Here is a 26,010-nt window from a genome sequence, read left to right on the forward strand (position 1 = left end):
GTCGCACCTGCGAGAATATGACTATTGGTTCAGTGCATGAGAGGAACGGAAACAGACCGGACCCTCTGGACACGAACCGGACGCAAACCTCGCAACAGGTGATCGGTCCGGTCTTTCAGCCGGTCGATATCCTGTAACGTGTCACCACAGGCAACGGCGTCACCGAGATGAGCAGCGTGAGCGAGTTGGTTCAGGTTGTTGCCAATCCGTCCCAGCTCGCCACGCAACTGACGGAGCTCATGACTGACCTTTCCGCCGCAATAGTGAGACAGAACCGCATCCTGCAACAATGTCCGGACCCAGTCAGCGGTTGTGGCGTGGCCGAGAAACCGGGCGGTCTGGCTCCAGCGTTCCAGCTCGTCAGGCGAGGCTCGGACGGACAGACGAGAAGAGCGGATACGAGATGAGGATAAAGGATCACGCATGGCGGGACGTTCTGGTCTGGGGGTCAACGGGGGAACTCCCCCTTGCCAGTTGTTTCGTGGGTAGCCACGAAGCACTGCTGGCTGAAGACAGAAGAACCTCTGAAGAACAGGATACCAATTCGAGGATTGGATTTCAGAAATGAACGCTAAAAATTTTCAAATAAGGATTTATTTGTAAGGAAATATAAGAAATTTTCACTAAAGATATATTCAAGAAACGCCGAATTTTTGGAATACGAAAGATGAATATTGAATCGATTCGACCGTCCGCTTGAGGTTCTGCATCTCAATACCGCTCAGATATGTCGTGGCTCCCTGACTTTTATGGCTGGCTTCATGTCCCAGCAGGGCATCAATCCAGATTTCGCGAATATCGCTATTCTGGTTGCGCAGAAGTGTTGAGACAGTATGCCGGAATCCATGGAACGTAATGGCTGGAGGAAGCACCATCATGGTTTTGTAGCGGGAAAATGCTCGACTGAAGTCAGCACCACGATTGCCATCCGTTGATGTCTTCAACTCAGAGAAGAGATATTTCTCGCCCGTCTTCTGGAAATTCAGAATGCCCCAGTCGAGGAGGGCGGAGTGGATAGGCACGAGACGTTCTCCAGCCTCAGTCTTAGGCGACCAGCTGTCTTCAGGATGGGCACAAATGCGGAAGCATAGAACGCCATCGATAGTCTGAATGTCCTCATTGCGGAGATTGCAGATTTCTCCCAAGCGCATCCCGCTGTAAGCGGCGACCATTGTGATGCCTTTGAAAGTATCGGCAGGAATACTGCACACCGGCCATGGCGTTTGCAGAAGTTTGCCCATCTCCTCTGCTGTCCAGGCGCGACGCGGGTTCTTCTTGGTCAGATTGAAGTCCCAATTTCCCCAAGGGTTTTTCTCAACCATGTCTCGGCGCAAGAGGTCGTTCCAGAGTGAGGACAGGCGCATGAAGTGGTTCTTCACAGTCTTCGCGCTCAGTGTTGGCACATCGTGAGAAGCGGCTCTTTCGATTTCTTCTTGCAGGGACAGGTTCTTGGTCTTGCCATGTGAGGCAGGCAGCGAGAACAAAACATCCCTGAAATCACCGGCCACTTTTCCATCGATGTTCCGTATCTACAGGTCACCGAATGCTTCGATGAAAAGCGCCACGGTTCTGCTGGTGTCTCTCTGAGTTTCGAGGCTTTTGGCAGGCTTACTGTTCAAAAAGCGGTTGAGAGCCTCTGTTAATAAAGTTGCAGGCCGTGTCTTCGGTGTTGCGGTGACCTTTTTAGGCTTTGTGTTAGCTTCACTGGTCGCAGGCGCTGAGGCTTCGGTTGTAGCACTACGACTGTCGAGGGCTTTGGTGAAGGCACTCAGGAGCGTTTCATGAAGACGCTTGATTTCGTTCTCAAGACCCTTCTTCTCAGCGGCGCTGATATGGGAGGCTTCGATCAGTTTTCGGATTATCGCCGTCATATGATTCTGGCTGTCGAGCGCGACCGCAATGACCTTTTCGACACCTGCACTCAAGGTGCGGACGTCGTGAGCGTGTTGCATCACGCTTTTGTAGTATTTTATTTGTCCGGCCATCTCCGCTGACGAGACGTCATTCTTTCGAATTGTCTCCTGTGTTGCCAGCATGTCTTCGTATTTATCCAGCAGAGCACAGTAGGCATCGTCTTTCGTCTTGAAGCCGTGTTGCTGCATGAAAGCTGCGCTATCGTTTGGAGAGGGCGTTGAGGTTTCAGAAGGTGGTTTTGAACGGCTCACGCTGCGAAGTCCTCTGAACAAATCACTTGTTTGCGCATGCAGCTCTGCCGCGCGACGTCGGGCTTCAACTTTGCCTGCTGTTCCCAGCGAGATCCAGATCTCGCTTTTTCCGAGAATCGGACGAAGTGCCTCCGGCACCACACGGCGGAAGTGGAATCGTGAACCAACTTGCTTGAGCACGAAGCTTCTCCAGATTTTGGAGAAGAGCTTTGGAGAACCAACCCGCAGATTGCGGGTCATATCCTCACATTTCCAATGAAATCAGAGAGTTGTGTGGTGCGAGCTGCGGGACTCGAACCCGCACGTCCTTGCGGACTCGAGATTTTAAGTCTCGTGCGTCTACCATTCCGCCAAGCTCGCACAGCTCTCATGCTGCGCGCAGAAGAGCGGTACCGTTTTCTCTCAACCAGCGTTCCGCTGCAAGACGTCCAATGCGTCCTTCGGGAATAAAACTGTCCACCAGAGCCCAGAAGTCGGAGCCATGGTTGAAGTGTTTCAGGTGCGCCAGTTCGTGGATGATGACATAATCCTGAATATTCGTAGGCGCCATTAGCAGGCGCCAGCTGAGCATGATCCGGCCCTGTTTCGTACAGCTTCCCCAGCGCGTTCGGACCTCGCGCAGGTCGAGGCGGGTGGGATACAGAACCATTGTTTCGGAATGGGCCTGAAGTGTCTGGGTCAGACGTTCTTTTGCCAGAATCTGAAGAAAATCGCGGACGCGACGGGTTGTATGGGAAGCATCTCCGCTCACGTGGAGCCCGTCTGTATCAAGCCAGCATCCACGTCTGGCCGTGGGGTCATGAAGAATCGGAACGTGGTGCCCGTCGATCAGGACGTGAGAACCGTCTGTTAGTGCAGGTTTTTCCGGCAATGCCGCAAGGGCTCTTGCGATCCATTCTGTCTGTTGGTGAACGAAAGCCAGAGCCCGGTCTTTGGTGACAGTCTGGGGAACCGTGACGATGACTTCGCCGCGGACTGGTTCGATCCGCAGGGTGATGCGTCTGGCCCGTGCCGAACGCTTCCAGATCAGTGGAACGGTCGGGGGGAGCATGGATGTCAGCCCTTGTGCTTCAGGACCTGACACAGCGGCGAGCGGTCCGGCCATTCGCCGGGCCAGTCTTCCAGATGGTCTTCCAGAGGGCCTGCGCGACGTTCGCTGACGCAGCGGTCCTGAACGGATGCACCGGAACTGTGGACGCCTTTGTCGTTCCCCGTGCGCAGCGGATGCCAGTCGGGGAGATCAAAGCCGTCGCGCAGCAGGCGATAGGAGCAACTGGGCGGAAGCCAGTCGATTTCGGCCAGAAGGGCTGGGGTCAGGGTCACGCAGTCCGGGACTTTGCGGTGACGGTCGGCGTAGTCGGTGCAACGGCAGGTATGGGTGTCGAGAAGGCGGCAGGCAACGTCTGTGTAAATCACCTCTTCCGTATCTTCGTCGCGCAGCTTGTTGAGGCAGCACCTACCACAGCCGTCACAGAGGGATTCCCACTGTTCGGAGGACATCTGATCCAGAGGAACGGTTTGCCAGAAAGGTGCGGAGGGAGACGTCATGGATGGTCCAGCAGGGCACAGGTGACACAGAAAGCGGTCGCCAGAAGAAGGGAAAGAACAACGGACGGCAACAAAAGCGGAAACCAGATTAGGCGCAGGCGTGTCGGCAGGTCTGCGCCCAGACCGATGGCGGCGCGGGTCGTGCCGGGAGGAAGAGTCAAAAGAGTTGCCCCAATGGGAAAAGCGACTGCGGGGGCGATGAGTAGTCCTTCGAGCCATCCCGGAACAGAATGAAGACTGGCCATTGCAAGGGCCAGCCCCGGTCCGGGCAGAAGCAGGATCAGTCCCAGACGGCGCAGAACGGAAGCTGGAAGAACGCGCATGAGGAGTGCGATCAGCGCACAGGCTCCCAGAAGCCCTGTCAGGATCGAGGGAAGATTAAGGCGGAGCGCGAGGGCCATCAGGGCGTCCGGGGAGCGAAATGTGCCGCGAACTGCTGTTCGAGCGCGTCGCCATGCAGGGACCAGAAGGTGTCGCTGACCGTCAGGAACGTGGGAGCCGCTTCTGGAGGAACGGGCGTGGGCATGTCTTCCAGATGAGGCGCGTGCATCCGGAGTTGCTCAAGGGCCCGGTGGGCGCTTTCGGCGGAAACATTAATGGGAATGGCCCAGAAAAGGGGCGAGCGGAGCACATTCTGTGTTCCGGCAACGAACAGTGATGTCGCCGGGCCGGATGGAGCGCGCGCACTCACGCTGGTGACTTCAGTGGCGGGTGCGCTCAGCATAAGGGCGCCGCTCTGTTCCATGATGCGGGCGGCATCGGCCGGTGTTTCCCACCATACGATATAGGGGCGCAGCAAGTCCAGTCTGCGGAACGCACGCTCCACGCCGGTTGGCGTCGAAAGCGTTGCATAGATATTCTGTGGCGCAACGCCGTCAGCCAGCAAAGCGATTTCCAGTGTTGTCCGGGCGCCAAAATGCAACCCCCGTCGTCCCGGATGGCGGGCCACATCCCAGAAATCCTGCCAGTTTGGGGCTGCTGTCAGCCGTGAGCGATCCCAGGTGAGGGCGATGTCGCTCACGCCTCCGGGAATGCCGCAGGTGGAAGTGTTATCTATCGGACGAACCCATTTGCCTTCACAGGACTGAGCCAATTGCGTCCCGGTGACGAGGACGGCCATCCATGCGGGTTTTGCTGCCTGCATCGCAGTCTGGAGGGTGCTGGTCTTACCGTCCCATTCTACCAGAGGCAGCGCGGTGTTGGCGGAAGTCAGGGCGTGCGCTGCGATCGTTCCTTGCGGAACACCGAAGCCGGGTTCTGGACGATGGACGGGTTTGCGAACGTGGCGAACGCGTCTGTGCCCATGGGCGGAGGCCGGTGCGGGCACGAAAACGGATGTAATGTCGCGCCCGACAGACGTCAGAAACGTGCCGATACCACCGCTCTGATGGGGCGAGGCGGCCTGCACTGTCGAATTTAGCGATGACAGAATCAGCAACGCGCACAAAGACGCCCGAAGCGGAAGGCTCCTGCGGGAGATCCGACCAGATGTCCAAAAGACATGTCGCAAAGGGAAGGCGGGCCGGGTCAGAACGAGAGGATCCTCAGAAAAATTCAGGTGTCCGAAAGGGGCTGTCCGATTACACTCGGACAGAACGGGCGTAGTTTAATACATCCCGGCACTCAGCGGAAAGGCTGTCGCATGAGCAGCAGGCCAGGCAAGCTGTACGGAGGTGCCCGATGCCGGGATTTTCTGGGCCTGAAGCGGGGGGCGGCGCAGTTCGATTTCCGTCCCTTCCGCACAGCGGACGCGCATGCGGATATGGTCGCCGAGATGGGTACTGTCGGTCAGCACGCCCCGCACGGGTGTGTCTCCGTCGTCGTCCATGCCAAGGCTCTGGGGACCGAAAAAGGGCGATATCCGGTCCGGGCGAACGCAGACAAGACATTCCTGCCCCTCGCTCAGATCTTCGGAAACCATGGCGTCCACGATCCCGCCGCAGGCCAGATGAATGCGGGCCACGTCATCACCGATGTCCAGCACCTGTCCTGTCAGCGTGTTTGTCTCGCCGAAAAGGGTTGCGACTTCAACGCAGGCGGGACGGTCATAGAGACGGGCAGCGTCGGCGCATTGCAAAAGCACATTATCCTGAAAAACCGCGATGGCACCGCCGGAGCGCAGGGCATCCTCACGACGTGAGACAGCATGGATGATACTGAGGTTCAGGGCGCGGGAGAGGGTGCCCAGCAGGATCGGAATGCGGCGTGCGGCATGTGGATCAAGGGCATGGAGCGGGTCGTCAAGAAGCAGGACGTCAGGCGAAGTGATCAGGGCGCGCGCCAGTCTGACGCGCAGGGAATGCTCCGCATTCAGTTCAGCCGGGCGCAGGTCAGCATGACCATCCAGTCCCATGAGCGAGATCATCCGTCCGGCGGCGGCCTGGGCCTCCGTTTTGCCTTTCCCGTTCGCGCGCAGGCTGAAGGCGATATTGTCGCGCAGGTTCAGATGCGGAAACAGCGGGTCCCGCGGACTCACGATCCGCATGCGCCTTTCTGCGGGCGGCCGGGACGTCACATCGTCGCCATTGACCATGATGGTGCCGCCCAGATGGGGCAGGAATCCTGCCAGCACGTCCAAAAGGCGCGACAGGGCCGCAGGCTGGTTGCCGAAAAGGGTCAGAGTCGCGCCGGGCTGGAGCGACAGATCGACGGGCGGTGCGTCAATGGCAGCGCGTAGGCCGACAATGTCCAGCACGGGCTGCACGACGGCTTTGGGGCGGGAGGGGCGAGTGCTCCTCTGCTTGGGAGCCATGCGGGGAGCGCCTGACAGGCCTGACATGCAACCTCTGGGAGAATGGACCGTTATGAGCGAAACAAAATCAGGCCAGAACGGATCTGACCTGATACTGAAGAAGGGGTTTGAACATGAGCCGTAAAAGCGTCAAGGATAACATTGAAGTTGCAACCGAGACCACGCAGGCTCAGATCGACGGTCTGCGGACCCAGTTGCAGGAACTCCTGAACAACCGCATCAATCCCGCCCTGCTCGACGCAGCGGACCGTACGGATCATGCCGTTGCAAATGCCCGCAAAATCACGGATCATGAAATTGAAAATGTTTCGACGCGTGTGCGGGCGCGTCCGATCGCAGCCGTCCTGATTTCGGCCGTTGTCGGTTTCCTTGCCGGCCGTTTCTCCAAGTAACAGCCCGGTTCTTTCCAGGCAGGAGACGGACGGCATTGCGTCCGGCTCCGTCCTGAAGAAGAGGCAAACGATTTCCCATGAAGCCCATTGAACTCGGACAGGATGTCCTTGCTGCCCAGGGACAGATCCTTTCCCGCTCTGCCATGCGAATCGGCCGCAGAGTCGCTTACGGTGTTGTTGCAGCAGTCTTTCTGATGTTCGCGGCGATCTCGTTTCACGGGTTCCTGTGGGCATTTTTCATTGATGTGGTCGGACTGGGCTATGTGGCTTCCGCGCTCTGCGTCATGGGTGTGGATCTTCTGTTCGTCCTGATCTTCGGACTTCTTGCGGCTCGCTCCATTCCGGACCCTGTCGCAATCGAAGCGCGCATCCGTCGTGACCGTAAGCTGGCACAGCTCAAGCAGTCCGTTGCCATGGCGGCCCTGACAGGCGTTGTTTTTGGTCCCGCCGGGCGTTTCACGTTCAGGCGTATACTGGATCTGGTGCGTAATATCCTCGGCCTTCGGAAATAAGACATTTTGTGGCTGATATTGGCCTAAGCCGTATAGTCAGCCCCAGCGTAATGGCGTAAGCACGTCTCCAGAACACAACCCCCTCATTATTTGAGGGGGAGTCGTTGTGTTTGATTGAGGAGCGTTGTGGGCGAGTTGTCTTACAGTCTGGCGTTTGGCAGTCTGATGGTTGACGCTGGAGCTGGCTTCTGATGCTGGCTGAAGTTAACCTGTTTGGCGTTTTCGTTGCTCCGCTTTCCATTTATGCCGTAGCGGCGGTCTTTGTAACGTTACTGCTGAGAAGTCTTCTGTGGCGCACGGGCGCTCTGGGATGGTTCTGGCACGTCGCTCTCTTTGAAATAGCGCTCTATGTCTGTGTTCTCTGTCTGCTCATCCTTTACGTATAGGAGGGGTCAGCGATGAACTGGACCCGCAGTGTAATCCGTGTCCTGTTGACCCTTGTGGTGCTGGCGCTCGCCATCGGCCTGGGACGGACGATGTGGGACATCTATGTCCTCGCCCCTTGGACCCGTGACGGCCGCGTGCGCGTCTATGTCGTGGACGCCGCCCCTGAAGTTTCGGGCACGGTCGTGGCCGTGCCAGTCGTGGACAACGAGTTCGTTCATAAAGGCGATCCGCTCTTCGTCCTCGATCCGGTGCGCTTCCGTCTCGACATCGACGCCGCCCGCGCCCGTCTGGCTGGAGCCGAAGAAGACCTGAAGCTCCGGACCTCCGACGCCAAGCGCCGTATGGGATTGGGCGGCATCGTCTCGGCGGAAGAGCAGGAAGACTTCAACTCCAATGTTGAAACCCAGCGCGCCAAGGTCAACGCGGCCAAAGCCGAGCTGGATACGGCGCTGCTGAACCTCCAGCGCTCCACGGTCTATTCGCCGGTAGACGGCTACATCACCAACCTGAACCTGCGCGTGGGCGACTACGCCCATGCCGGGCAACCCGGCATGGCCGTGATCGACGCACACAGCTTCTGGATCAACGGCTATTTCGAAGAAACGAAGATGCACGGTGTGCATGTGGGGGACGAAGCCCGCATCAAGCTGATGGGCTACAAACAGATCCTCATGGCGCATGTCGTCAGTATCGGTCGCGGCATCAACGACCAGAACGGCGTGTCCGACAAGCTGGGCCTGCCGGACGTCAATCCGATCTTCACCTGGGTGCGTCTGGCTCAGCGTATTCCGGTGCGTCTGGAACTCGACAGCGTACCGCCGAACATCACGCTGGCGGCCGGCATGACGGCCACGGTGACGATCGGGCGCGAAACGCCGGGCGCGCGCGGGCGTCTGACCACCTGGCTGCAGAACCACCTCTGACATGTCCCGCAAATTCCTGACCCTTGCCCTGAGTACCTGTCTGTCGCTGACGGCGTGTACGGTGGGGCCGAACTTCACGCCGGACCGGATCAAGGTGCCCGACGCCTTCGTCGAGCAGCCCCATCCCGCCACGGCCGATGCGCTGGCGCAGTCGGCAGCGGACATGAAGGACTGGTGGTCACAGTTCCACGACCCCATGCTCAACGAGCTGGTGGATCAGGCGATCAAGGGCAATTACGACCTGCAGATCGCCTCGCAGCACATCATTGCCGAACGCGCCGTCCGCAGGCAGGCCCAGTCGGCCTGGTATCCGCAGCTCGACGTGGCCGCAGGTGGTGGCGATGACCGCTACTCGATCAATATCGACAACTGGCCGCTGCGTCCGGGCAATCCGGCCAACCGCCCCGAAGCCTCGGTCCTGACCTATGGCGCGCGGGCGACCTGGGAAGTCGATCTGTTCGGGCACATCGCCCGGCAGGTGGAAGAGCGCAAGCGGATCGTCGAGGAATCGATCGAGAACCGTCGGGGCGTTCTCCTGGCCCTGCTGGCCGAGATGGCGACGGACTATGTAACACTGCGCTCGGTGCAGGAGCGTCTGACCGTGACCGAGCGCGCCATCGACGTGGCCGTGCGCTCGCGCGAACTGACCGAAAAGCTCTACACCCACGGTCTCGGCAACACGCTGGCCGTGGCGCAGGCGCAGACGGAAGAACATCTCGAACGCGCCCGTCTGGCCCCGTTGCACGAGCAGGAAGAGCGGCTGATGCATGCCATCGCCGTTCTTGTCGGCGACATGCCGGGCCAGCTTGAGGAAGAGCTGGAAAAGCGCCGCCCAATCCCCGATCTGCCGCGCTTCCCCGACAGCCTGCCGTCGATCGTGCTGGCCAACCGCCCCGACATCCGCGTGGCCGAGGCCGAATACGCCGCCGATACTGCGCGCGTGGGCATTGCGGTCTCGAACCTCTATCCGAAATTCATGATCCCGCTGACGTTCAACCCCAACGCGTCCGCCGCCTATCAGGCGTTCCAGGCGGGTGGCATGGCGTGGAGCTTCATGATGATGGCAACGCTGCCGGTCATTCATGGCGGCCGTTATACCGCCGCCATCGCACAGGCCCGGGCCGAGGCCGAGGGTAGCCGTCTGAACTACCGCAAGACCGTGCTCAAGGCGTTTGCGGATGTCGAGGACGCAATGGGAGACTGGCGGCATAATGCCGAACTGGTCGAGCAGCTGAACCAGGCCTCCGTCGATGCCGGCCTCGCCCGCGACCGCGCCCAGAAGCTGTTCGGAGCCGGTTTGACCGGCTATCTGAACGTGCTGACGACCGAACAGACCGCCCTGTCCGCCGAAGATCAGGCCGTCGTCGGACGCCTCGCCCGCGTCCGCAACGCCGTCGCCCTCTACATCGCCCTCGGCGCCGGATGGCAGGGAAAAGCCCTCACCGACACAAGGCTCCCCGTCGAAGTCAAACAACAAAACGCCTTCGTCAGAGCTTTTACAAGGTAGTCCTGAGTGGATTGATCGCATAAAACCATTTGGGTTTTATGACGAAACACGACAATATCCGTTCAGGACTCCCTGACCACTCAGCAAGGATCAGTGATGGGCAGACTGACCTTGTGGCGCAATATTCCCGCATTCGTGGCAGCTACTTGCCTGCTTTGTTCTCCCGTACACGCGCGAAACATCCATGACTGCGTCACCATGAGCGAGGTCCTCCCCTTCCTGAACCCGGCTGGCGCTCCCGTCATTCATGTCCAGATCAACGGCCATGATGTCGGCTCTTTCTTCTCGACATTCACAACGCGGACCAGCGTCTGGGATGCAAAAGGGTTAGATTTTTACCGTCTTGACCCTGTCAGAACCATGTCGGTCACAGGAACGGGCGGAAACTATTCCACCACGATCGAAAGCCTCCAGATCGGTCAATCCGTGCTCAAAGACATGACAGCCCTGCTAGTCAATGAGCGGCCCCCCAAAACGCCGGATGGCCTGCTTCTGATGATGGATCTCGGATGGGACATTCTTGGACAATACCATCTGCTCATCGACAGGTATTCGCAGAAAATCGGTATTTTCACTTACGATACTGCTGCGGATTGCCCGGATATCGGAACACTTCTGAAAAACCCGGGACCAGCCATTCCCCTGACATCCATTGATGATGAGTCCCCGCAACTCAATCAGATGACGGCTCTTCTGGATGGCCACAAGGTGGACATGCAGATCAATACGAGCGCCAACCGCTCCATTATCCAGCAATGGGTGGCGCGGAAGATGGGGATTTCACGACACATCCTTAAACAGGACGACGAAATCCGTGTCGGCGCAGGGGAAGTCCTGCTCGGACACAGACATCACTTCAATACGCTGCAACTTGGTTCACATACCCTGCATAACATCACGCTGGATGTCGTCCCGGATGCGGAGTTCAATATTCTTGGGATGGACGTGCTCAAGCACTTCAACGTCCTGATCAATCCCATGGCCGGTAAACTCTGGCTGGAGGACTACGTTCCGCCGCCCGGCCATGTGGAGGAAAAGGCCCTCCCCTGGTCGCCGACCCATGACCGGCTCAGCATCACCCATGCCAGCGAGGAAAAGCAGGCCCCACCTCTCCCCGCCGGAAAACCTTGAGGGTCAGGCTTCTGACGAACCACCGTCCACGTCAAATGTCACACCCTGCGCCAGCGGCAGGGTGCGTCCATAATTGATGGCGTTGGTCTGGCGACGCATATAGGCCTTCCATGAATCCGAACCGGACTCACGCCCCCCGCCCGTCTCCTTTTCACCGCCGAACGCCCCGCCGATTTCCGCACCGGACGGCCCCATATTCACGTTCGCAATGCCACAATCCGATCCCCGCGCAGACAGGAACTGCTCCACTTCCCGGATATCGGTCGCAAAAATCGAAGACGACAGGCCCTGCACCACGTCGTTCTGAAGCGCAATAGCCTCATCAAGCGTGTCATATTTCATGACATACAGGATCGGCGCGAATGTCTCTTCCAGAACCGGCCCCACCTGAGACGGCATTTCAACCAATGCCGGACGCGCATAAAATGACGCCTCTCCGTTCACATCGACGCGGGTTCCGCCATGAACCGTACCGCCCGCATCCGCCGCAGCCTTGAGACTGTCCTGCATCATTGTGAAGGACGCCGCGTCAATCAGGGGCCCGACAAGCGCCGTTCCTTCGATCGGATTACCAACCGAAATGCTTCTGTAGACATTCACCAGCTTGGGCACGAGCGTGTCGTAAACGCTGGAATGGACGAACAGACGCCGCAATGTCGTGCAGCGCTGGCCAGCCGTTCCCATTGCGCCGAACGCAACCGCCCGCAGCGTCAGATCCAGATCTGCCGAAGGCGTGACGATGGACGCATTGTTGCCGCCGAGTTCCAGAATAGAACGCCCGAAACGACGTGCCACGCGCTCGCCCACGTCGCGGCCCATTCGGGTCGAACCAGTTGCGGAAATGACCGGCACGCGGCGATCTTCCACCATCAGTTCGCCAATATCGCGTCCGCCAACCAGTAATGTGCTGAGTGCGGCTGGTGCATCGTTCCCGAAGCGCGCTGCCGCCTTCAGGAACAAAGCCTGCGTGGCGAGCGCAGTCAGCGGTGTCTTTTCCGAAGGCTTCCAGATCACGCTATCACCGCAGACCAGCGCCAGAGCCGCATTCCACGACCAGACTGCGATCGGGAAGTTGAACGCCGAAATGATGCCAACCGGCCCAACGGGATGCCACTGTTCCGTCAGGCGATGGTCCGGTCGTTCAGAAGGGATTGTCAGACCGTAAAGCTGGCGGGACAGGCCAACTGCGAAATCGCAGATATCGATCATTTCCTGCACTTCGCCCAGACCTTCGGACGGAACCTTACCCACTTCCAGCGTCACGAGCCGACCAAGCGCGTCCTTATTCGCCCGCAATTCCTCGCCCAGCAGGCGGACCAGCTCACCACGACGCGGTGCCGGAACCCTGCGCCAGACCTTGAACGCCTCTGCCGCACGGCCGATCGTCGCTTTTGCCTCGTCCGCGCTGATTTCCGCAACTTCAGCAATCCGCTCGCCCGTCAGAGGTGATGTGACAGCCAGAGTGCCGCCCGAGTAGAGATCAGCCGACACGCCAAGGCTGTCGAGAAGCGTTGTGACTTCGGAGCGGAGAGAGGCAGTCATTGTTCTTCCTGTCTGGATTGCATAGCAGTTATCCCATTCACAAACCGTTACGACCCCGACGTCAAGATGATCCCGAAGACAGCCACTCCAGACAGCGGGATATTTTCCAGTCTGGGTGAAAGGGGGAAAAAGCGTTAGGATCATCTCAGGCACAGCCTTGCCGTCACTCTTTTCAGGCCGTAACGGCGGCAGTGATGACGGCGCAATCAGAAACCCCCACTCTGAAGGCAGAACCCATGCAGAATTTTGAATTCTACAATCCCACACGCATCATTTTCGGCGAGAATACGATCCCGAAACTGGCAGACCAGATCCCGGCCGAGGCCCGCGTCCTGATCCTTTTTGGCGGTGCAAGTGCAGAGCGCAACGGCACACTTCCGGCTGTACGCGAGGCGCTGAATGGCCGCTTCACCCGGGAATTCGGTGGCATCGAAGCCAACCCGACCTTCGAGACGCTGATGAAGGCGGTCGAGCTGATCCGGAACGAGAAACTGGATTTCCTGCTGGCCGTAGGTGGCGGCTCCGTCATTGACGGCACCAAGTTCGTGGCCGCAGCCGTGGATTTCGAAGGTGATCCGTGGAGCATCCTGACGACGCATGGTGCAAACGTCAAAGCTGCGATGCCGCTGGGAACGGTTCTGACACTGCCTGCGACCGGTTCGGAAATGAACAGCTTCAGTGTCATCACCCGGCATGCCACCCGCGAGAAACTGGCCTTCGGCAGCCCGCATGTCTTCCCGCGCTTTTCGGTTCTGGACCCGACCCGCACTTATTCCCTGCCCGTCCGGCAGATTGCGAATGGCGTCGTGGATTCCTTCGTCCACATCATGGAACAGTATCTGACCTATCCGGCGGACGGTCTGGCTCAGGACCGCTTTGCCGAGGGGCTTCTGCTCAGCCTGATCGAGATCGGGCCGAAAGTCGTTGCAGAACCTGAAAATTATACACTCCGCGCCAATTTCATGTGGATCGCAACGCTGGCGCTCAATGGCATCATCGGCGTCGGCATGCCGCAGGACTGGTCCACGCACAGCATCGGCCACGAACTGACGGCACGTTACGATATCGACCATGCCCGGACACTGGCCATCGTTCTGCCGTCCATGCTGCGTGTCCGCAAAGACGCCAAGCGCGGCAAACTCCTGCAATATGCGGCTCGTGTCTGGAACCTGCATGAAGGCACGGAAGACGAGCGGATCGAAGCCGCCATCGTACAGACGGAGAAATTCTTCGAAAGTCTCGACATTCCGACCCGCCTCTCCGCTTACGAGATCGGCGAAGAGGGCATTGATCCACTGGTCGCGCAGCTCGATGCCCACGGCATGACTGCACTGGGAGAACAGTCTGAAATCACTCTGGATGTCAGCCGCCGGGTGCTTGAGCTGAGCCTGTAAGGCAGGGGGCGGCTCAGGCCGCCCCTCCTTTCAGGACGCCGTCCCGATCACGTCTTTCAGATGCTGGCGATAGGCCGCGAGTGTGGCGTCGACATTTGGCGCCTTCATCACGTCTGTCGCCAGAAACGTCGGAAGCGCCGACATTCCCAGAAATTCATGAGCTTTGTGAAACGGGAAATAAACCCCATCCACGCCACGCCCCTCGAAGAACTGATCCGGGTCCGTAAACGCGTCTTCCGGCGCGTTCCATGTGGCTGAGAGCATGTAATGCTTGCCCTGTACCAGGCCGCCTGAGCCATATTTACGCTCCGGATGTGCGCGGCTGCGACCATCATTGGCATACAGCTTCCCATGGCCAGCCGTCATGATTTCGTCCATGTATTTCTTGACGATCCAAGGCACGCCCATCCACCAACCGGGGCACTGATAGATAATCAGATCAGCCCACAGGAAGTTCCCGACTTCCTGTTCCACATCGTATCCGTCATCAATTTTCGTTTGGCGAATGTCGTGCCCGCTCTTGGACAGGATATCGGCGGCAAACGCCTGAAGTGTATCGTTCAAACGACCGTGAGAATGAGCGAAGACCTTGCTGCCATTCAGAAGAAGAATTTTTGTCATGATTGCATATCCATCATTGCCCCAGATCGGAGCTATTGGGCCATCATGAACTCCTGATACCCACTTGATAAGCGCCACGATCTCCACAAAATCTGTGAAGCAGTTTCACAGATGAGGCAGAAAATGGACAACCGTTTCGGCGAGATGAAAATCTTTCTCCGCGTCGTGGAGAGCGGCAGTTTTTCCGAAGCGGCACGCCTCTCCATGATGACGCCCTCTACAGTCAGCAAACTGATCGGGCGCATTGAAAGTCGCCTTGGCGTTCAGCTTGTGGAACGCTCGACTCGAAAACTGTCCATCACGCCTGAAGGACTGGCTTATTACGAACGGGCGCAGGCCTTGATTGCGGAACTGGACGATCTGGAGGGCTTCCTGTCCAGAAAAACCGTCCAGTTGACGGGGACCATCCGAATCAATGCTTCTGTAGCGTTCGGAGCGCTGATGCTGGAGCCGCTGCTGCCGGAGTTCTGGGCGGCATATCCAGATATCGTTGTGGATCTGTCCCTGTCCGACGAGATGGCGGATCTGTATCTGGACCGGACGGATATCGCGTTCCGGGTCGGAAAACTTCAGGATTCCAGCCTGATGGCCAGACAACTGGGGACCGTACCGCGGCTGATTGTCGGGGCACCGGATTATCTGGAGCGGTTCGGGTGGCCCCAGAGCGCGGACGATCTGGAGCATCACCGGTGTCTGGGTTTCAATTTCCGCCGCGCGGCTCCGGTCTGGCCGTTGCAGGAACGCGGGCGGATCGTAGATCGGATCGTCCGGGGACCGCTACTCGCCAATAATGGTGAAACCGTTCGACGCGCAGCAGTCCGTGGTGCCGGGCTGGCCCGGCTGGCCGAATATCATGTGCGCGACGATCTGGCGGCAGGACGTCTGGTTGAAGTGCTGGCAGACAATGCCACGCGGGATGAGGAGGCCATCCACGCGCTTTATCAGGGTGGAAAACGGGTACCGCAACGTATCCGCGCGTTCCTGGATTTCGTTGTTCCGCGCCTTCAGGCCAGTCTTAGCCCAACTTTTATCCGTTGCTCAGAGCCGAGTTGAGGACGGCGGCCAGACGCACACCCGCCTGTTCGAGACGCAGTTGCATGATCGGCCAAGTGAGTTCGGTGTACGCCTTGCCAACATCGGCGCCCTTGTTCGCTGGAAGCGCACCGTAAGCCACACTGCGGGCCAGAGAATGGCTTTCATCGGCCCAGTTGACGGTGGCGTCATGCACGTTACCAGCCGCCAGATCCTGCACCCAGTATTGGGCTTCATCAGGCGTAATCAGAGCGCCGAGACGATCGGCTTCCTGCTTCGCGCGGGCGGGATCGATGCTGTAGAACGGGCCGACATGCAGGTCCGCTTCATGGTCGATTACCCCTTCATCCCATAGGGAGTGCAGGTTCATGTGGCCATTGGCGTTATTGCCGAAATAGGTCAGGTGAATTGCATTCCCGCCCATATCCTTGTTGCGCTCGGCAGCATGCAGGGGTTGATGGATATCGCCCATTAGATGAACGACCCATTTCAGCGCGACCAGACGGTCCTGAGGCGAGGCATGCGTATCAGCAAGAATCCTGATTTCCTCGGGAAGTTTTTCCACAACACAGGCATGATCCGAGCAGTCGCGAGCCTGATCATAGGCCGGATGAGACACATCGATATCGACATAATGCCATTTCAGCGTCTCTGGCGCGCCCCCCTTCTTCTTGGGAACATGGCCGATCGTGTCAGGCCAGGAAGCGACCTGATCAAGGGTCTGGTGGTTTTCAAGCTCCAGGAGGGCCGCTGCCGCTTTGCTGGCCTGAGGTGTCAGGCGCTCCTGAGCGATATCCGCCACGATGGCGTGACCATAAGGCCCCCAAGCGAATGCGCTGGAAGAAAAAGCAAGCATACCCGCGCCGATCAGGGACGCACAGAGAACACGAAACTGCATGGAAAACCTGACTGCCCATCTCTGGAAATGACGTTATCCCTGTTTCTCACCCTTTCGGGACCATCACAAGATATTCCAGCGCGCTGTCATAACCTTGTCTCGAACCTGCGCACCCACATGGGAAATCCGCAATAAAAAATCTTAAAATCTCCCGATATCAGTAAAATTTCTCAGTTTGGAAAATTATTTTTTCTTTCATGCAAAATTGTTCTGATCAATATTTTATATCTATTTCAGATCATCCCGATTTATTTCAGCTTCCCTGTTGATTGAGAGAAAATTTTTCACAAACCCATCAATCTTTAACCATGATATTTATCGATAAACATTATAATTCGTTCAAAACCATCAAGAGGCTTATTCTTTCCAATCCAACTATTAAAAAAAGTATGTCATAAAATTTACCGCATTCTTCAAAATATCATCATTGCCATTATTGTTATCAAAAAATAATATCCTCTTTAACGACAAGAAAAAGATATATTTTTCTAAATGTCACTTGGTTTTTATTTTGGAGGATCCAGCATGTCATCCTGGGCACAAGTTTACGATCCAATAGGGAACATCTGGATTTCTGGAGCAATCGCTCTTATTCCAATCCTGTTTTTCTTCTTCGCCCTTCTTTATCTGCATATGAAGGGTCATATTGCCTGCACCATTACTGTGGGAATTACTTTCGCACTGGCCGTCCTGTTTTATGGAATGCCCGTTTCCACGGCTGTAGCCGCCGGTCTGTATGGCTTCGCTTATGGATTATGGCCAATTTCCTGGATCATCATCGGGGCGGTCTTCCTGTACAAGATTTCCGTCCGGACAGGGCAGTTCGACATTATCCGTCATTCCATTTCCACAGTCTCGAAAGATCAGCGCATCCAGCTTCTGCTGGTCGCCTTTGCTTTTGGGGCTTTTCTGGAAGGAGCGGCCGGTTTTGGGGCGCCTGTAGCCATTACGACCGCCCTACTCGTCGGGCTTGGATTTCCGCCGATCTATGCCGCAGGGCTGTGTCTGATCGCCAATGCGGCACCGGGCGCATTCGGCGCCATGGGTATTCCCGTAATCGTTGGTGCACAGGTGATCGGGGCCGAGCCTTATGCCGTCGGTCGGCTTGTCGTCATGCAGTTGATCCTGATTGGCGTTATCATTCCATTCTGGCTGGTCGCCGTTGTGGACGGCATGCGCGGCATTCGTGAGACATGGCCTGTCATTCTCTTTACCGGCGTTGTTTTTGCCCTCACGCAATCTCTGACGGCCCTGCTGATCGGACCGGAACTTCCTGATATCATTGCACCGCTGGTGACGATGGTTGCCATCCCGGTCTTTCTGCAGTTCTGGAAACCAAGCCGGGTTTTCCGCTTCGACACTGGCGATACACCCGCAGATGCCGTGATTGACAACGCGACCTACACGTCATCGCAGATCATGCGGGCCTGGTCTCCGTTCATCATTCTCACGGCCTTCGTCGCCATCTGGAGCATCAAGCCCTTCAAGGCGCTGTTTGCCGCTGGTGGGCCATTGAACTGGACGGTTCTCGTCATCCAGTTTCCGGGATTGCATAACCTTGTCCTGAAAACGGCTCCAATCGTTCCCAGCCCGACCCCTTACGCCGCAATCTTCAAGCTGGATTTCATTTCCTCTGTCGGGACAGCCATTCTGCTGGCCGGTGTGATGACTGTTCTGTTCCTGAAGATGCGCCCCACAGACGCCCTTGCGACATTCCGCGACACTTTGCGTGAACTGCGCATTCCGATTTACGCCATCGGCATGGTGCTGGCCTTCGCGTTCCTCGCGAACTACTCCGGCCTCTCCACCACGCTGGCTCTGGTGCTTGCCATGACCAAGGGCGCTTTCACGTTCTTCGCACCGCTTCTGGGCTGGCTTGGGGTGTTCCTCACAGGCTCCGATACGTCTTCCAACGCGCTGTTCGGCGGACTTCAGGCGGCAACCGGACGGCAGATCGGAGTGAGCGGGGAACTTCTGGTCGCAGCAAATACGGTCGGCGGCGCGGTTGGAAAGATGATTTCTCCGCAATCCATCGCTGTAGCGTCGGCGGCCGTCGGGCTGGTCGGGCGCGAGGGCGAACTGCTGCATTTCACGCTGAAATGCAGCATCATTCTAGCCGTTCTGGTTGGGCTCATCACGACAGCGCTGGTTTTCATGGGGGTAGGCGCCTGATCCTGCGCTGATCTGAGAGCGGTTATGACGGGGCGCAGGAACATTTCCGCGCCCGGTTTCTTTTCAGGGTCTGAACAGAATTGCCGTATAAGACTTCCCAAAGCGAATTGAGAAACATTCTCAATAATAGTAAACCTCATTGCACGAATATCCCGACGACTACTCGCTTTCCCTCGAAGATTCCCGACAATAGAGCATCGTCGAACTCTTCAGGATTTTTCGGGAACCATAATAGGATAACAAGCGTTTTCGCTTTCTATCCTTTCGACATATCGTCCGAAAACTTTACTCCTCATGGGATTATTTACCGATAATCAGCTCTTCACGGTTGCATGATCACGTGACGTCTGTAGGTTGCGGACCTCTGTAAGGTGACACTGATCACGGTCATGTCATCCGTCTCGAGTGTATGCGAAGAGTGATCCTACATGACGAAAGATCGTCACTGCCCTCTTGTTGACCTCCATACGTCCTCCCCCAATGCCATGCGCCTGAACCGGCTGACGCGGATGTCGCGCCGCGATACGCTGATGGCAGGCATGGCGGGTGTGGGCGTTCTGGCGGTTGGAAATGTCGTGGCCGCAGAGCCTGCGACTGGCGTCGATCCTGAACTTGAGCGCTTCATGAAGGTGTCAACGCGCCTGACCGACCGCGCCTCTCTTGATCCCCGGATCGGAAAGGCACTGTACGAGCGCATTCTCCAGTCCGGCCCGGAGCTTAAAGCCCAGCTTTCGAAGCTCGCGACGCTTCTGGAGAGCGGGAATTATGAAAATGCCTCCGCCTTCGCCAAGGCCGCCGAACAGGCCGACCCGGCGTTCAAGGACGTCATTCATGACATCATGACCGGCTGGTATCGCGGGGTCGCGGACGGCAAGGTCGTGGTCTATCGCTCCGCCCTGATGTTCGACGTCACCAAGGACGCGATCTACCCCAAGACCTACGCCGCGGGCGGCCCGTTCTACTGGACGACGCAGCCGCCTGAAGTCGACAAGCCGACCGGCGCGCCTGCGCTGTCGCCGTCCAAGTTTGACGTGGAACCTACCTGAGAGCGGGAACAGCATCTCTTATGTCTTCTGATCAGAATCTCTCCGCCGATGTCGTGATCGTCGGGTCCGGTGTGGCTGGCAGTTCCATTGCGAACGAACTGGCGCGCGCGGGCATTTCCGTCATTGTGCTGGAAGCCGGGCCACGTGTGGACCGTCAGCATTTCGTGGATAATTTCCGCAATCTGGAAAACAAGCCGTCCTATCAAGGGCCCTTCCCGTCCACACCCTGGGCCGTGCACCCGCCCAACCAGATGACGCCGAACCAGTATCTGCATACGAGCGGCCCGAACGCGGAAGCCTATCAGCAGGTCTATCTGCGGATGATGGGTGGCACGACCTGGCACTGGGCCGGATGTGCATGGCGCTACCTTCCGTCGGACTTTGAACTCAAGACCCGCTATGGTCAGGGCCGTGACTGGGCGCTGAAATACGATGATCTTGAGCCATTTTATTATCAGGCCGAAGTCATGATGGGCGTGTGCGGTCCGGACCCGAAGGTCGAGGATCTGGGCTCTCCCCGCCAGCAGCCCTATCCGATGGAAGCGCTGCCAATTTCCTATGCGGCACAGCAGTTCCGCAAGCTCATCAATGAAAAGACACCCTATCGCGTCGTGCATGAACCGCAGGCCCGCAATACGCGGCCTTATGACGGCCGTCCGACCTGCGAAGGGCATAACAATTGCATGCCGATCTGCCCGATCGGGGCGATGTATAACGGCGGCTATTCCGTCTATCACGCCGAGGCTGCCGGGGCGAAGTTCGTACCCAATGCGGTGGTCTATAAAATCGAGCGTGACAGCGCGAACAAGAAGGTAACGGCCGTTCACTACTACGATCCGGACAAAGGATCGCACCGCGTGACGGGCAAGTATTTCGTGATCGCAGCGCACTGCATCGAGACAGCCAAGCTGCTGCTGGTTTCGGCCGATGAGCAGAGCCCAGATGGTATCGCCAACAGTTCGGGCCATGTTGGCCGGAACATGATGGATCATACCGGCGTGCAGGTGACGTTCATCAGCGGCGACAAGGCCCTGTGGCCGGGACGTGGCCCGCTTGAGACCAACGTGATCGACAATTTCCGCGATGGCGACTGGCGTGGCGATCGTGGCGCATACCTTGTGCACATGGTCGATGACAATCAGGTCGATTTCGCAACGCAGCTTGCGATTTCAAAGGGGTATGTCGGCAAGGATCTGGAAGATCAGATCCGCTATCTGGCTTCCCACACCGTCCGCCTGTTCAGCCATAACGAAGCCCTGCCCGATCCGGACAACCGTCTGACGCTCAGCAAGACGCATAAGGACGCGCTCGGCATTCCGCACCCGGATGTCTATTACAAGCTGCCGGAGTACACGGTCCGCAGTTGCGAGCATACGCGCGGACTGTTCAAAGACCTCATCGGCCTGATGCATGGCACGGATGAACAGTGGACGCCGGGCTATTTCCCGCAGGATCATCCCTCCGGCAGCACCATCATGGGCGTAGACCCCAAGGATTCCGTGGTGGACGGCCATTGCCGGACGCATGACCACGAGAACCTGTTCATCGCAAGTTCGTCCGTGTTCTCCACGGTCGGAACCGGAAACATTACCCTCACCGTCGCAGCCCTTGCGCTTCGTGTTGCCGATACGCTGAAAAAAGAACTGCTCCATGCCTGATTTCAAAACCGTTTTCTGGTCTTTTCTTGTTGGTGGAACGGTTCTGGCTGGACTGTCTTCTTTCGCTGCGCGGGCGGCGGATGTGGATCAGGATGTCATGAACCGTGGCGCCTATCTCGCCACGGCTGCGGACTGCATCGCCTGCCACACCAAGCCGGGCGGTACACCGTTCGCGGGAGGGCTGAAGATTGCAACGCCCATGGGCGACATCATTTCCACGAACATCACGCCCGATGCCGATCATGGGATCGGCAAATATTCGGAACATGATTTCGAGCAGGCCCTCCGCAAGGGCAAGCGCCGTGATGGCGCAAACCTCTATCCGGTCATGCCGTATGTTTCCTATGCGGCCCTGACGGATCAGGATGTTCACGCGCTTTATGTGTGGTTCATGAACGGCGTCAAACCTGTCGCGCAGACACCGCCCGCCACGCAACTCAGCTTTCCGAGCAATGTCCGCCTGACACTCTCAGGCTGGAACATGCTGGCAGGAACCGAGACGCAGGAAACGGGTGATTCCGCGAATTATGACAAGATGCGGCGTGGCCGGTATCTGGCCATTGCGCTCGAACATTGCGGAACCTGCCACACACCGCGCAACGTCATGCTGATGGAGAAGTCGGATCAATATCTGGCGGGCAGCCCGCTGTCAGGCTGGTACGCTCCGAACATTACCCCCAGCAAAACAGGCGGGATCGGAGACTGGAGCGAGGACGATCTTGTCCAGTATCTGCACACTGGTCGGGTCAAGGGCAGAAGTCAGGCAGCCGGACCGATGGGAGAAGCTGTCGAACACAGCACGAGCCATCTGACGGATGCGGATCTGCATGCGCTGGCGGCATTTGTCCTTCAGGTGAAAGCGATTGACGATTCTTCCGAACACCAACCGCGCGACGGTTTTGGCAAGGCGAACAACATCCCCGATCTGCGTTCCGGTGAACTGACCCGGATTGACAACCTATCACAGAAATCTCCGGAAAACCTGTTCGATGCCAACTGTGCCGCGTGTCATGGGCAGAACGGCGCGGGGACCGTCGATCAGTATGCGCCGTCGCTCTATAAAAACTCAGTAGTCGGTGCAGGCCGTCCAGACAATCTGATCATGACGATCCTGACGGGCGTGAACCGCAAAACGGCGGACGGTCATGCCAGCATGCCGGCTTTCGGCAGCACTTCGGATGTGCAGCGTCTGAGTGACGCGGAAGTCGCGAGCCTTGTGAACTATGTCAGCAAGACCTTCGGAAACGGCACCTACACCGTAACCGCAGATCAGGTCGCAAAGGTTCGCAAGGACCATACGCCCTACTGATCCTGACAAGCCACAGTCTATAAAAAAGGGGAGCCGGATCAGATCCGGCTCCCCTTTTTTATGAAAAAATCCGGTTCAGCCTTCGCTGGAGCGGCGCTTCATCAGCAGCAGGATGAAATACGGCACGAAGAAATAAAGTCCGATCATGACCATGAGCGGACCCAGCAACCAGGCCATGTTTTCATGAAACAGCGACTGACTGAAGAGATTGCCTAGCCCCATCATGCAACTGACGCAAAAGAAACCACCCAGATTTGCGAAAAACCCACGGTCTCCGTTGATCTGGCGCAGCTGATTGAAAAAGGAACTGGACTGCTGCGGGACGGTCATTGCGGGCATACTTCCTGTTTTCCTGTCGAAAATGGACAAGAACACGCCAGTCGTGGCCTTCCATTTCGTCGGAGCGCCGGGAAGGATACTGCCAACTCTGGCAAGAGCAAAGCCTCAACTCCACAAAGCAGCGCAAGGCCTTGCTCTGTCAGGCATCCAACAAAAAAACCGGCGCCTTTGCGGGCGCCGGTTTTCCTGGAACATTGACCGCTCAAGCAGCCTGACTGGAGACCGCAGAGACCGTCGCGGGAGCGACCGCAGCAGGAGGCGTGAGCGTACGACGGACGGCATCATGCCAGCCATCAATCATGATGCGACGCTGTGCCGGGTCCATCTTCGGTGCGAAAACGCGCTCCTGTTTCCAGGTCGCCGCAACTTCGTCCAGACTCTTCCACAGCCCGACCTGCAATCCGGCAAGGAATGCTGCGCCAAGAGCCGTGGTCTCGATATTGACTGGACGCTCCACCTCGGCCTTGAGCATGGAGGACAGGAACTGGGCGAACCAGTCGTTGACTGCCATGCCACCATCAATACGCAGGATGCTCGTGCGCATGGCACCGTCCTCGCGCATGGCGCGGATCAGGTCATAGGTCTGATAGGCCACGGATTCCAGCATGGCGCGGGCAATATGCGCCTGCGTAGAACCGAGCGTCAGACCGCAGATCAAGCCGCGCGCATCAGGGTCCCAGTGCGGAGCACCAAGGCCCACGAAGGCCGGAACCATATACACGCCGTGGCTGTCCGGGATACGGGTTGCCATGTCGTCAGTCTGGGAGGCATGCGTGATCAGCTGCAGGCCATCACGCAGCCACTTGATGCCCGCGCCAGCCACGAAAATGGACCCTTCCAGCGCGTAAAAGGTCTTGCCGCCAATGCGATAAGCGATCGTCGTCAGCAGGCGATTGTTGGACATGATGGGCTTTTCGCCGGTGTTGAGCAGCATGAAGCAGCCCGTACCGTACGTCGCCTTGGCCATGCCTTCATGGAAGCAGGCCTGCCCGATGACAGCAGCGTGCTGGTCGCCTGCCATGCCGCCAATCGCGATCTTTTCCCCAAACAGCTTGGCTTCCGTCTCACCGAAATCGCTGCTGTTGTCGCAGACTTCCGGCAGAAGGGCGCGCGGCACGTTGAAAAGCTCCAGAAGTTCATCATCCCACTGCTGGGTATGGATGTTGAACAGAGACGTGCGGCAGGCATTGGTAATGTCGGTCGCGTGCTTACGCCCGCCCGTCAGGCGCCACAGCAGGAAACAGTCGATCGTGCCTGCTGCGAGTTCTCCGGCTTCCGCACGGCGGCGCGCATCGGGAACATGATCGAGAAGCCAGGCAATCTTGCTGGCCGAGAAATACGGGTCCAGCAGCAGTCCGGTCTTGTCCCGGACGACGGCTTCCTTGCCCTGCTGACGCAGGAGACTGCACTCATGGGCCGTCCGGCGATCCTGCCAGACGAGCGCGCGGTGGATCGGGCGGCCCGTCTCGCGATCCCAGATCACGATGGTTTCGCGCTGGTTGGTAATGCCCAGAGCCGCAATCCGCTCCGGCCCGCCCACTTCGTCGATGGTCTCCCGCGCCGTGGCCAATACATCGCGCCAGATGTCTTCGACGTCATGCTCCACCCAGCCGGGTTCGGGATAATGCTGCGGAAACTCACGGCGGGAGATGGCCAGCGCCTGCGCGTCCTTTCCAAAGACGATGCTGCGGGTCGAGGTCGTGCCCTGATCGATGGCGAGGATGCAGTCTTTCTTGTTCATGATGGACACTCCAATAAAGGTTCAAAAAATTTCAGACTGATTTTCAGGACACTCTGTTGACGACCGGGAAAGCAGGATCGCCAGGGTTGGACACGACCAGAACCGGTTCGGCGGGATTGATCCCCTCGGGGGACACAACGACCGTTTGCTCCAGATAGCGCGGCATGAAAGGACGCAGGCCGAACTGATAGAGTGCTGCACCGATCGGACCACCGATCAGAGGAGCAACGATGGGCACCCAGAAGTAGTTGCCCGGTGCCGGCAGCGCGCTCTGTCCCCAGCCTGCAAAAAAGCAGAACAGACGCGGGCCGAAATCACGGGCCGGATTGATCGCCCAAGCGTCCAGATAGCCACAGGACGCGCCGATGATTGCCACCAGCAGACCGATGATGAGCGCGCTCGAATTGGCCTGCGGAGCCTGCGTATTGTACTGGCAGGTGATCGCGAAAATCCCGAAAACCAGCACAGCCGTCAGAACCAGTTCGTCCCAGAACGCATGCGACACCGTGACGAAATCACCGGGATGGGTGAAGAATACACCCGAAGCCCCGCCGTCGACGGCGCGCGTCAGGTTATGCGCCAGATTGAAATGGTCGATAACCGGGACATAAAGCGAGTAAACCACCGCTGCACCGGCACAACCGCCCAGAACTTGAGCGCTAATGTACGGAAGCACTTTTTTCCACGAGAAGCCGCGGAACATGGCCAGAGACAGCGTGATAGCCGGATTTGCATGCGTTCCGCTGATCGCGCCGGTGGCATAAATTGCCACCGTCACACCCAGACCCCAGACGATACACACGCCCCAATAGGCAGTCTTGTACGGACTGGGATCGTAGAGCGAGTACATGGCCGCAACCCCGTCTCCGAAGAGAATGATGATTGCGACTGCGAAGAACTCCGCGAGGAGCTCACCGAGATAACGTCTGTTTTCTGACATG

26 protein-coding genes and 1 tRNA gene are annotated in these 26,010 nt (G+C 57.9%); 12 read left to right on the plus strand and 15 right to left on the minus strand.

The annotated features are described in order from the left end of the window. Window positions 1-29: 29 nt before the first annotated feature. From JK213_RS00075 to JK213_RS00115, 9 genes are all read right to left on the minus strand, one after another. Window positions 30-425, minus strand: a complete 396-nt coding sequence (locus JK213_RS00075; protein ID WP_194261751.1) for a MobC family plasmid mobilization relaxosome protein — start codon at window positions 423-425, stop codon at window positions 30-32. Window positions 426-635: 210 nt separating this feature from the next. Next, on the minus strand, window positions 636-1,508 hold the full coding sequence (locus JK213_RS16115) for a tyrosine-type recombinase/integrase (protein ID WP_322783027.1): 873 nt from the start codon (window positions 1,506-1,508) through the stop codon (window positions 636-638). Window positions 1,509-1,529: 21 nt separating this feature from the next. Then, a complete protein-coding gene (locus tag JK213_RS00085) occupies window positions 1,530-2,405 on the minus strand; it encodes a DUF6538 domain-containing protein (RefSeq protein ID WP_211571246.1) in 876 nt (291 codons plus the stop codon). A 34-nt stretch (window positions 2,406-2,439) separates the two neighbouring features. After that, a tRNA-Leu gene (locus tag JK213_RS00090) sits at window positions 2,440-2,525 on the minus strand. Window positions 2,526-2,532: 7 nt separating this feature from the next. Beyond that, window positions 2,533-3,249, minus strand: coding sequence for a SprT family zinc-dependent metalloprotease (locus tag JK213_RS00095; RefSeq protein ID WP_322783077.1), 717 nt, complete (start codon window positions 3,247-3,249; stop codon window positions 2,533-2,535). Beyond that, window positions 3,222-3,713 carry a YcgN family cysteine cluster protein gene (locus JK213_RS00100; protein WP_194263467.1) on the minus strand — a complete coding sequence of 164 codons (492 nt, stop codon included), beginning with the start codon at window positions 3,711-3,713 and terminating at the stop codon, window positions 3,222-3,224. Before JK213_RS00100 ends, JK213_RS00095 begins: the two co-directional genes overlap by 28 nt. Further along, window positions 3,710-4,114 carry a hypothetical protein gene (locus JK213_RS00105; protein ID WP_228125673.1) on the minus strand — a complete coding sequence of 135 codons (405 nt, stop codon included), beginning with the start codon at window positions 4,112-4,114 and terminating at the stop codon, window positions 3,710-3,712. Before JK213_RS00105 ends, JK213_RS00100 begins: the two co-directional genes overlap by 4 nt. Further along, a complete protein-coding gene (locus tag JK213_RS00110; protein ID WP_228125674.1) occupies window positions 4,114-5,151 on the minus strand; it encodes an extracellular solute-binding protein in 1,038 nt (345 codons plus the stop codon). The genes JK213_RS00105 and JK213_RS00110 overlap by 1 nt, the downstream gene beginning before the upstream one ends. 168 nt (window positions 5,152-5,319) lie before the next feature. Next, complete coding sequence (locus JK213_RS00115; protein ID WP_194263468.1) at window positions 5,320-6,492, minus strand: ABC transporter ATP-binding protein; 1,173 nt, start codon at window positions 6,490-6,492, stop codon at window positions 5,320-5,322. Between the two features lie 86 nt (window positions 6,493-6,578). Between JK213_RS00115 and JK213_RS00120 the strand changes: the two genes are divergently transcribed. The 6 genes from JK213_RS00120 to JK213_RS00145 all read left to right on the plus strand — a co-directional run bounded on the left by JK213_RS00120 (window position 6,579) and on the right by JK213_RS00145 (window position 11,317). Next, entirely contained in the window at window positions 6,579-6,857 is a 279-nt protein-coding gene (locus JK213_RS00120) for a hypothetical protein (protein ID WP_062027183.1), read from the plus strand. Between the two features lie 77 nt (window positions 6,858-6,934). Then, the gene (locus JK213_RS00125) at window positions 6,935-7,369 is read left to right on the plus strand and encodes a hypothetical protein (protein ID WP_099287713.1); all 435 of its coding nucleotides are present in this window, start codon (window positions 6,935-6,937) and stop codon (window positions 7,367-7,369) included. Between the two features lie 191 nt (window positions 7,370-7,560). Then, window positions 7,561-7,755, plus strand: coding sequence for a DUF1656 domain-containing protein (locus JK213_RS00130; protein WP_062026972.1), 195 nt, complete (start codon window positions 7,561-7,563; stop codon window positions 7,753-7,755). Between the two features lie 12 nt (window positions 7,756-7,767). Beyond that, complete coding sequence (locus JK213_RS00135; protein WP_194263514.1) at window positions 7,768-8,679, plus strand: HlyD family secretion protein; 912 nt, start codon at window positions 7,768-7,770, stop codon at window positions 8,677-8,679. A 1-nt stretch (window position 8,680) separates the two neighbouring features. Then, window positions 8,681-10,186, plus strand: coding sequence for an efflux transporter outer membrane subunit (locus JK213_RS00140; protein ID WP_194263515.1), 1,506 nt, complete (start codon window positions 8,681-8,683; stop codon window positions 10,184-10,186). A gap of 198 nt (window positions 10,187-10,384) precedes the next feature. After that, complete coding sequence (locus tag JK213_RS00145; protein WP_194261357.1) at window positions 10,385-11,317, plus strand: retroviral-like aspartic protease family protein; 933 nt, start codon at window positions 10,385-10,387, stop codon at window positions 11,315-11,317. Between the two features lie 3 nt (window positions 11,318-11,320). Here the strand turns inward: JK213_RS00145 and JK213_RS00150 are convergent, their stop codons facing one another. Next, entirely contained in the window at window positions 11,321-12,859 is a 1,539-nt protein-coding gene (locus tag JK213_RS00150; protein ID WP_194261358.1) for an aldehyde dehydrogenase family protein, read from the minus strand. 236 nt (window positions 12,860-13,095) lie between these two features. Between JK213_RS00150 and JK213_RS00155 the strand changes: the two genes are divergently transcribed. Then, window positions 13,096-14,253: an iron-containing alcohol dehydrogenase gene (locus tag JK213_RS00155; RefSeq protein ID WP_194261359.1), complete on the plus strand. Its 1,158-nt coding sequence runs from the start codon at window positions 13,096-13,098 to the stop codon at window positions 14,251-14,253. 30 nt (window positions 14,254-14,283) lie between these two features. Here the strand turns inward: JK213_RS00155 and JK213_RS00160 are convergent, their stop codons facing one another. Further along, window positions 14,284-14,874 (minus strand): NAD(P)H-dependent oxidoreductase, encoded by a 591-nt coding sequence (locus JK213_RS00160; protein ID WP_194261360.1) that lies wholly within the window; start codon window positions 14,872-14,874, stop codon window positions 14,284-14,286. A 123-nt stretch (window positions 14,875-14,997) separates the two neighbouring features. On the opposite strand from JK213_RS00160, the gene JK213_RS00165 reads away from it, so the two are divergent. Beyond that, window positions 14,998-15,927, plus strand: a complete 930-nt coding sequence (locus JK213_RS00165) for a LysR family transcriptional regulator (RefSeq protein WP_194261361.1) — start codon at window positions 14,998-15,000, stop codon at window positions 15,925-15,927. Here the strand turns inward: JK213_RS00165 and JK213_RS00170 are convergent. Next, window positions 15,902-16,804: a S1/P1 nuclease gene (locus tag JK213_RS00170; RefSeq protein WP_194261362.1), complete on the minus strand. Its 903-nt coding sequence runs from the start codon at window positions 16,802-16,804 to the stop codon at window positions 15,902-15,904. The two genes, JK213_RS00165 and JK213_RS00170, sit on opposite strands and share 26 nt — an antisense overlap. A 525-nt stretch (window positions 16,805-17,329) precedes the next feature. Here JK213_RS00170 and JK213_RS00175 point away from each other — a divergent pair. The 4 genes from JK213_RS00175 to JK213_RS00190 all read left to right on the plus strand — a co-directional run bounded on the left by JK213_RS00175 (window position 17,330) and on the right by JK213_RS00190 (window position 22,989). Next, the gene (locus JK213_RS00175; protein WP_211571247.1) at window positions 17,330-18,976 is read left to right on the plus strand and encodes a lactate permease LctP family transporter; all 1,647 of its coding nucleotides are present in this window, start codon (window positions 17,330-17,332) and stop codon (window positions 18,974-18,976) included. A gap of 428 nt (window positions 18,977-19,404) precedes the next feature. Next, window positions 19,405-20,022 carry a sorbitol dehydrogenase family protein gene (locus JK213_RS00180; RefSeq protein ID WP_194261364.1) on the plus strand — a complete coding sequence of 206 codons (618 nt, stop codon included), beginning with the start codon at window positions 19,405-19,407 and terminating at the stop codon, window positions 20,020-20,022. A 20-nt stretch (window positions 20,023-20,042) separates the two neighbouring features. Beyond that, window positions 20,043-21,680: a GMC family oxidoreductase gene (locus JK213_RS00185; RefSeq protein WP_062027487.1), complete on the plus strand. Its 1,638-nt coding sequence runs from the start codon at window positions 20,043-20,045 to the stop codon at window positions 21,678-21,680. After that, window positions 21,673-22,989 carry a cytochrome c gene (locus JK213_RS00190; protein WP_194261365.1) on the plus strand — a complete coding sequence of 439 codons (1,317 nt, stop codon included), beginning with the start codon at window positions 21,673-21,675 and terminating at the stop codon, window positions 22,987-22,989. Before JK213_RS00185 ends, JK213_RS00190 begins: the two co-directional genes overlap by 8 nt. A gap of 75 nt (window positions 22,990-23,064) precedes the next feature. On the opposite strand, the gene JK213_RS00195 is transcribed toward JK213_RS00190, so the two are convergent. The 3 genes from JK213_RS00195 to JK213_RS00205 form a co-directional block, all read right to left on the minus strand. Further along, window positions 23,065-23,328: a hypothetical protein gene (locus tag JK213_RS00195; RefSeq protein WP_228125333.1), complete on the minus strand. Its 264-nt coding sequence runs from the start codon at window positions 23,326-23,328 to the stop codon at window positions 23,065-23,067. A gap of 202 nt (window positions 23,329-23,530) precedes the next feature. Next, window positions 23,531-25,069, minus strand: a complete 1,539-nt coding sequence (gene glpK, locus JK213_RS00200; RefSeq protein ID WP_194261366.1) for a glycerol kinase GlpK — start codon at window positions 25,067-25,069, stop codon at window positions 23,531-23,533. 43 nt (window positions 25,070-25,112) lie between these two features. Continuing rightward, entirely contained in the window at window positions 25,113-26,009 is an 897-nt protein-coding gene (locus JK213_RS00205) for an MIP/aquaporin family protein (RefSeq protein WP_194261367.1), read from the minus strand. Window position 26,010 lies beyond the last annotated feature (1 nt).

It is taken from the genome of Gluconobacter sp. Dm-44 (assembly GCF_018256175.1).
Classification (GTDB): Bacteria; Pseudomonadota; Alphaproteobacteria; order Acetobacterales; family Acetobacteraceae; genus Gluconobacter; species Gluconobacter cadivus.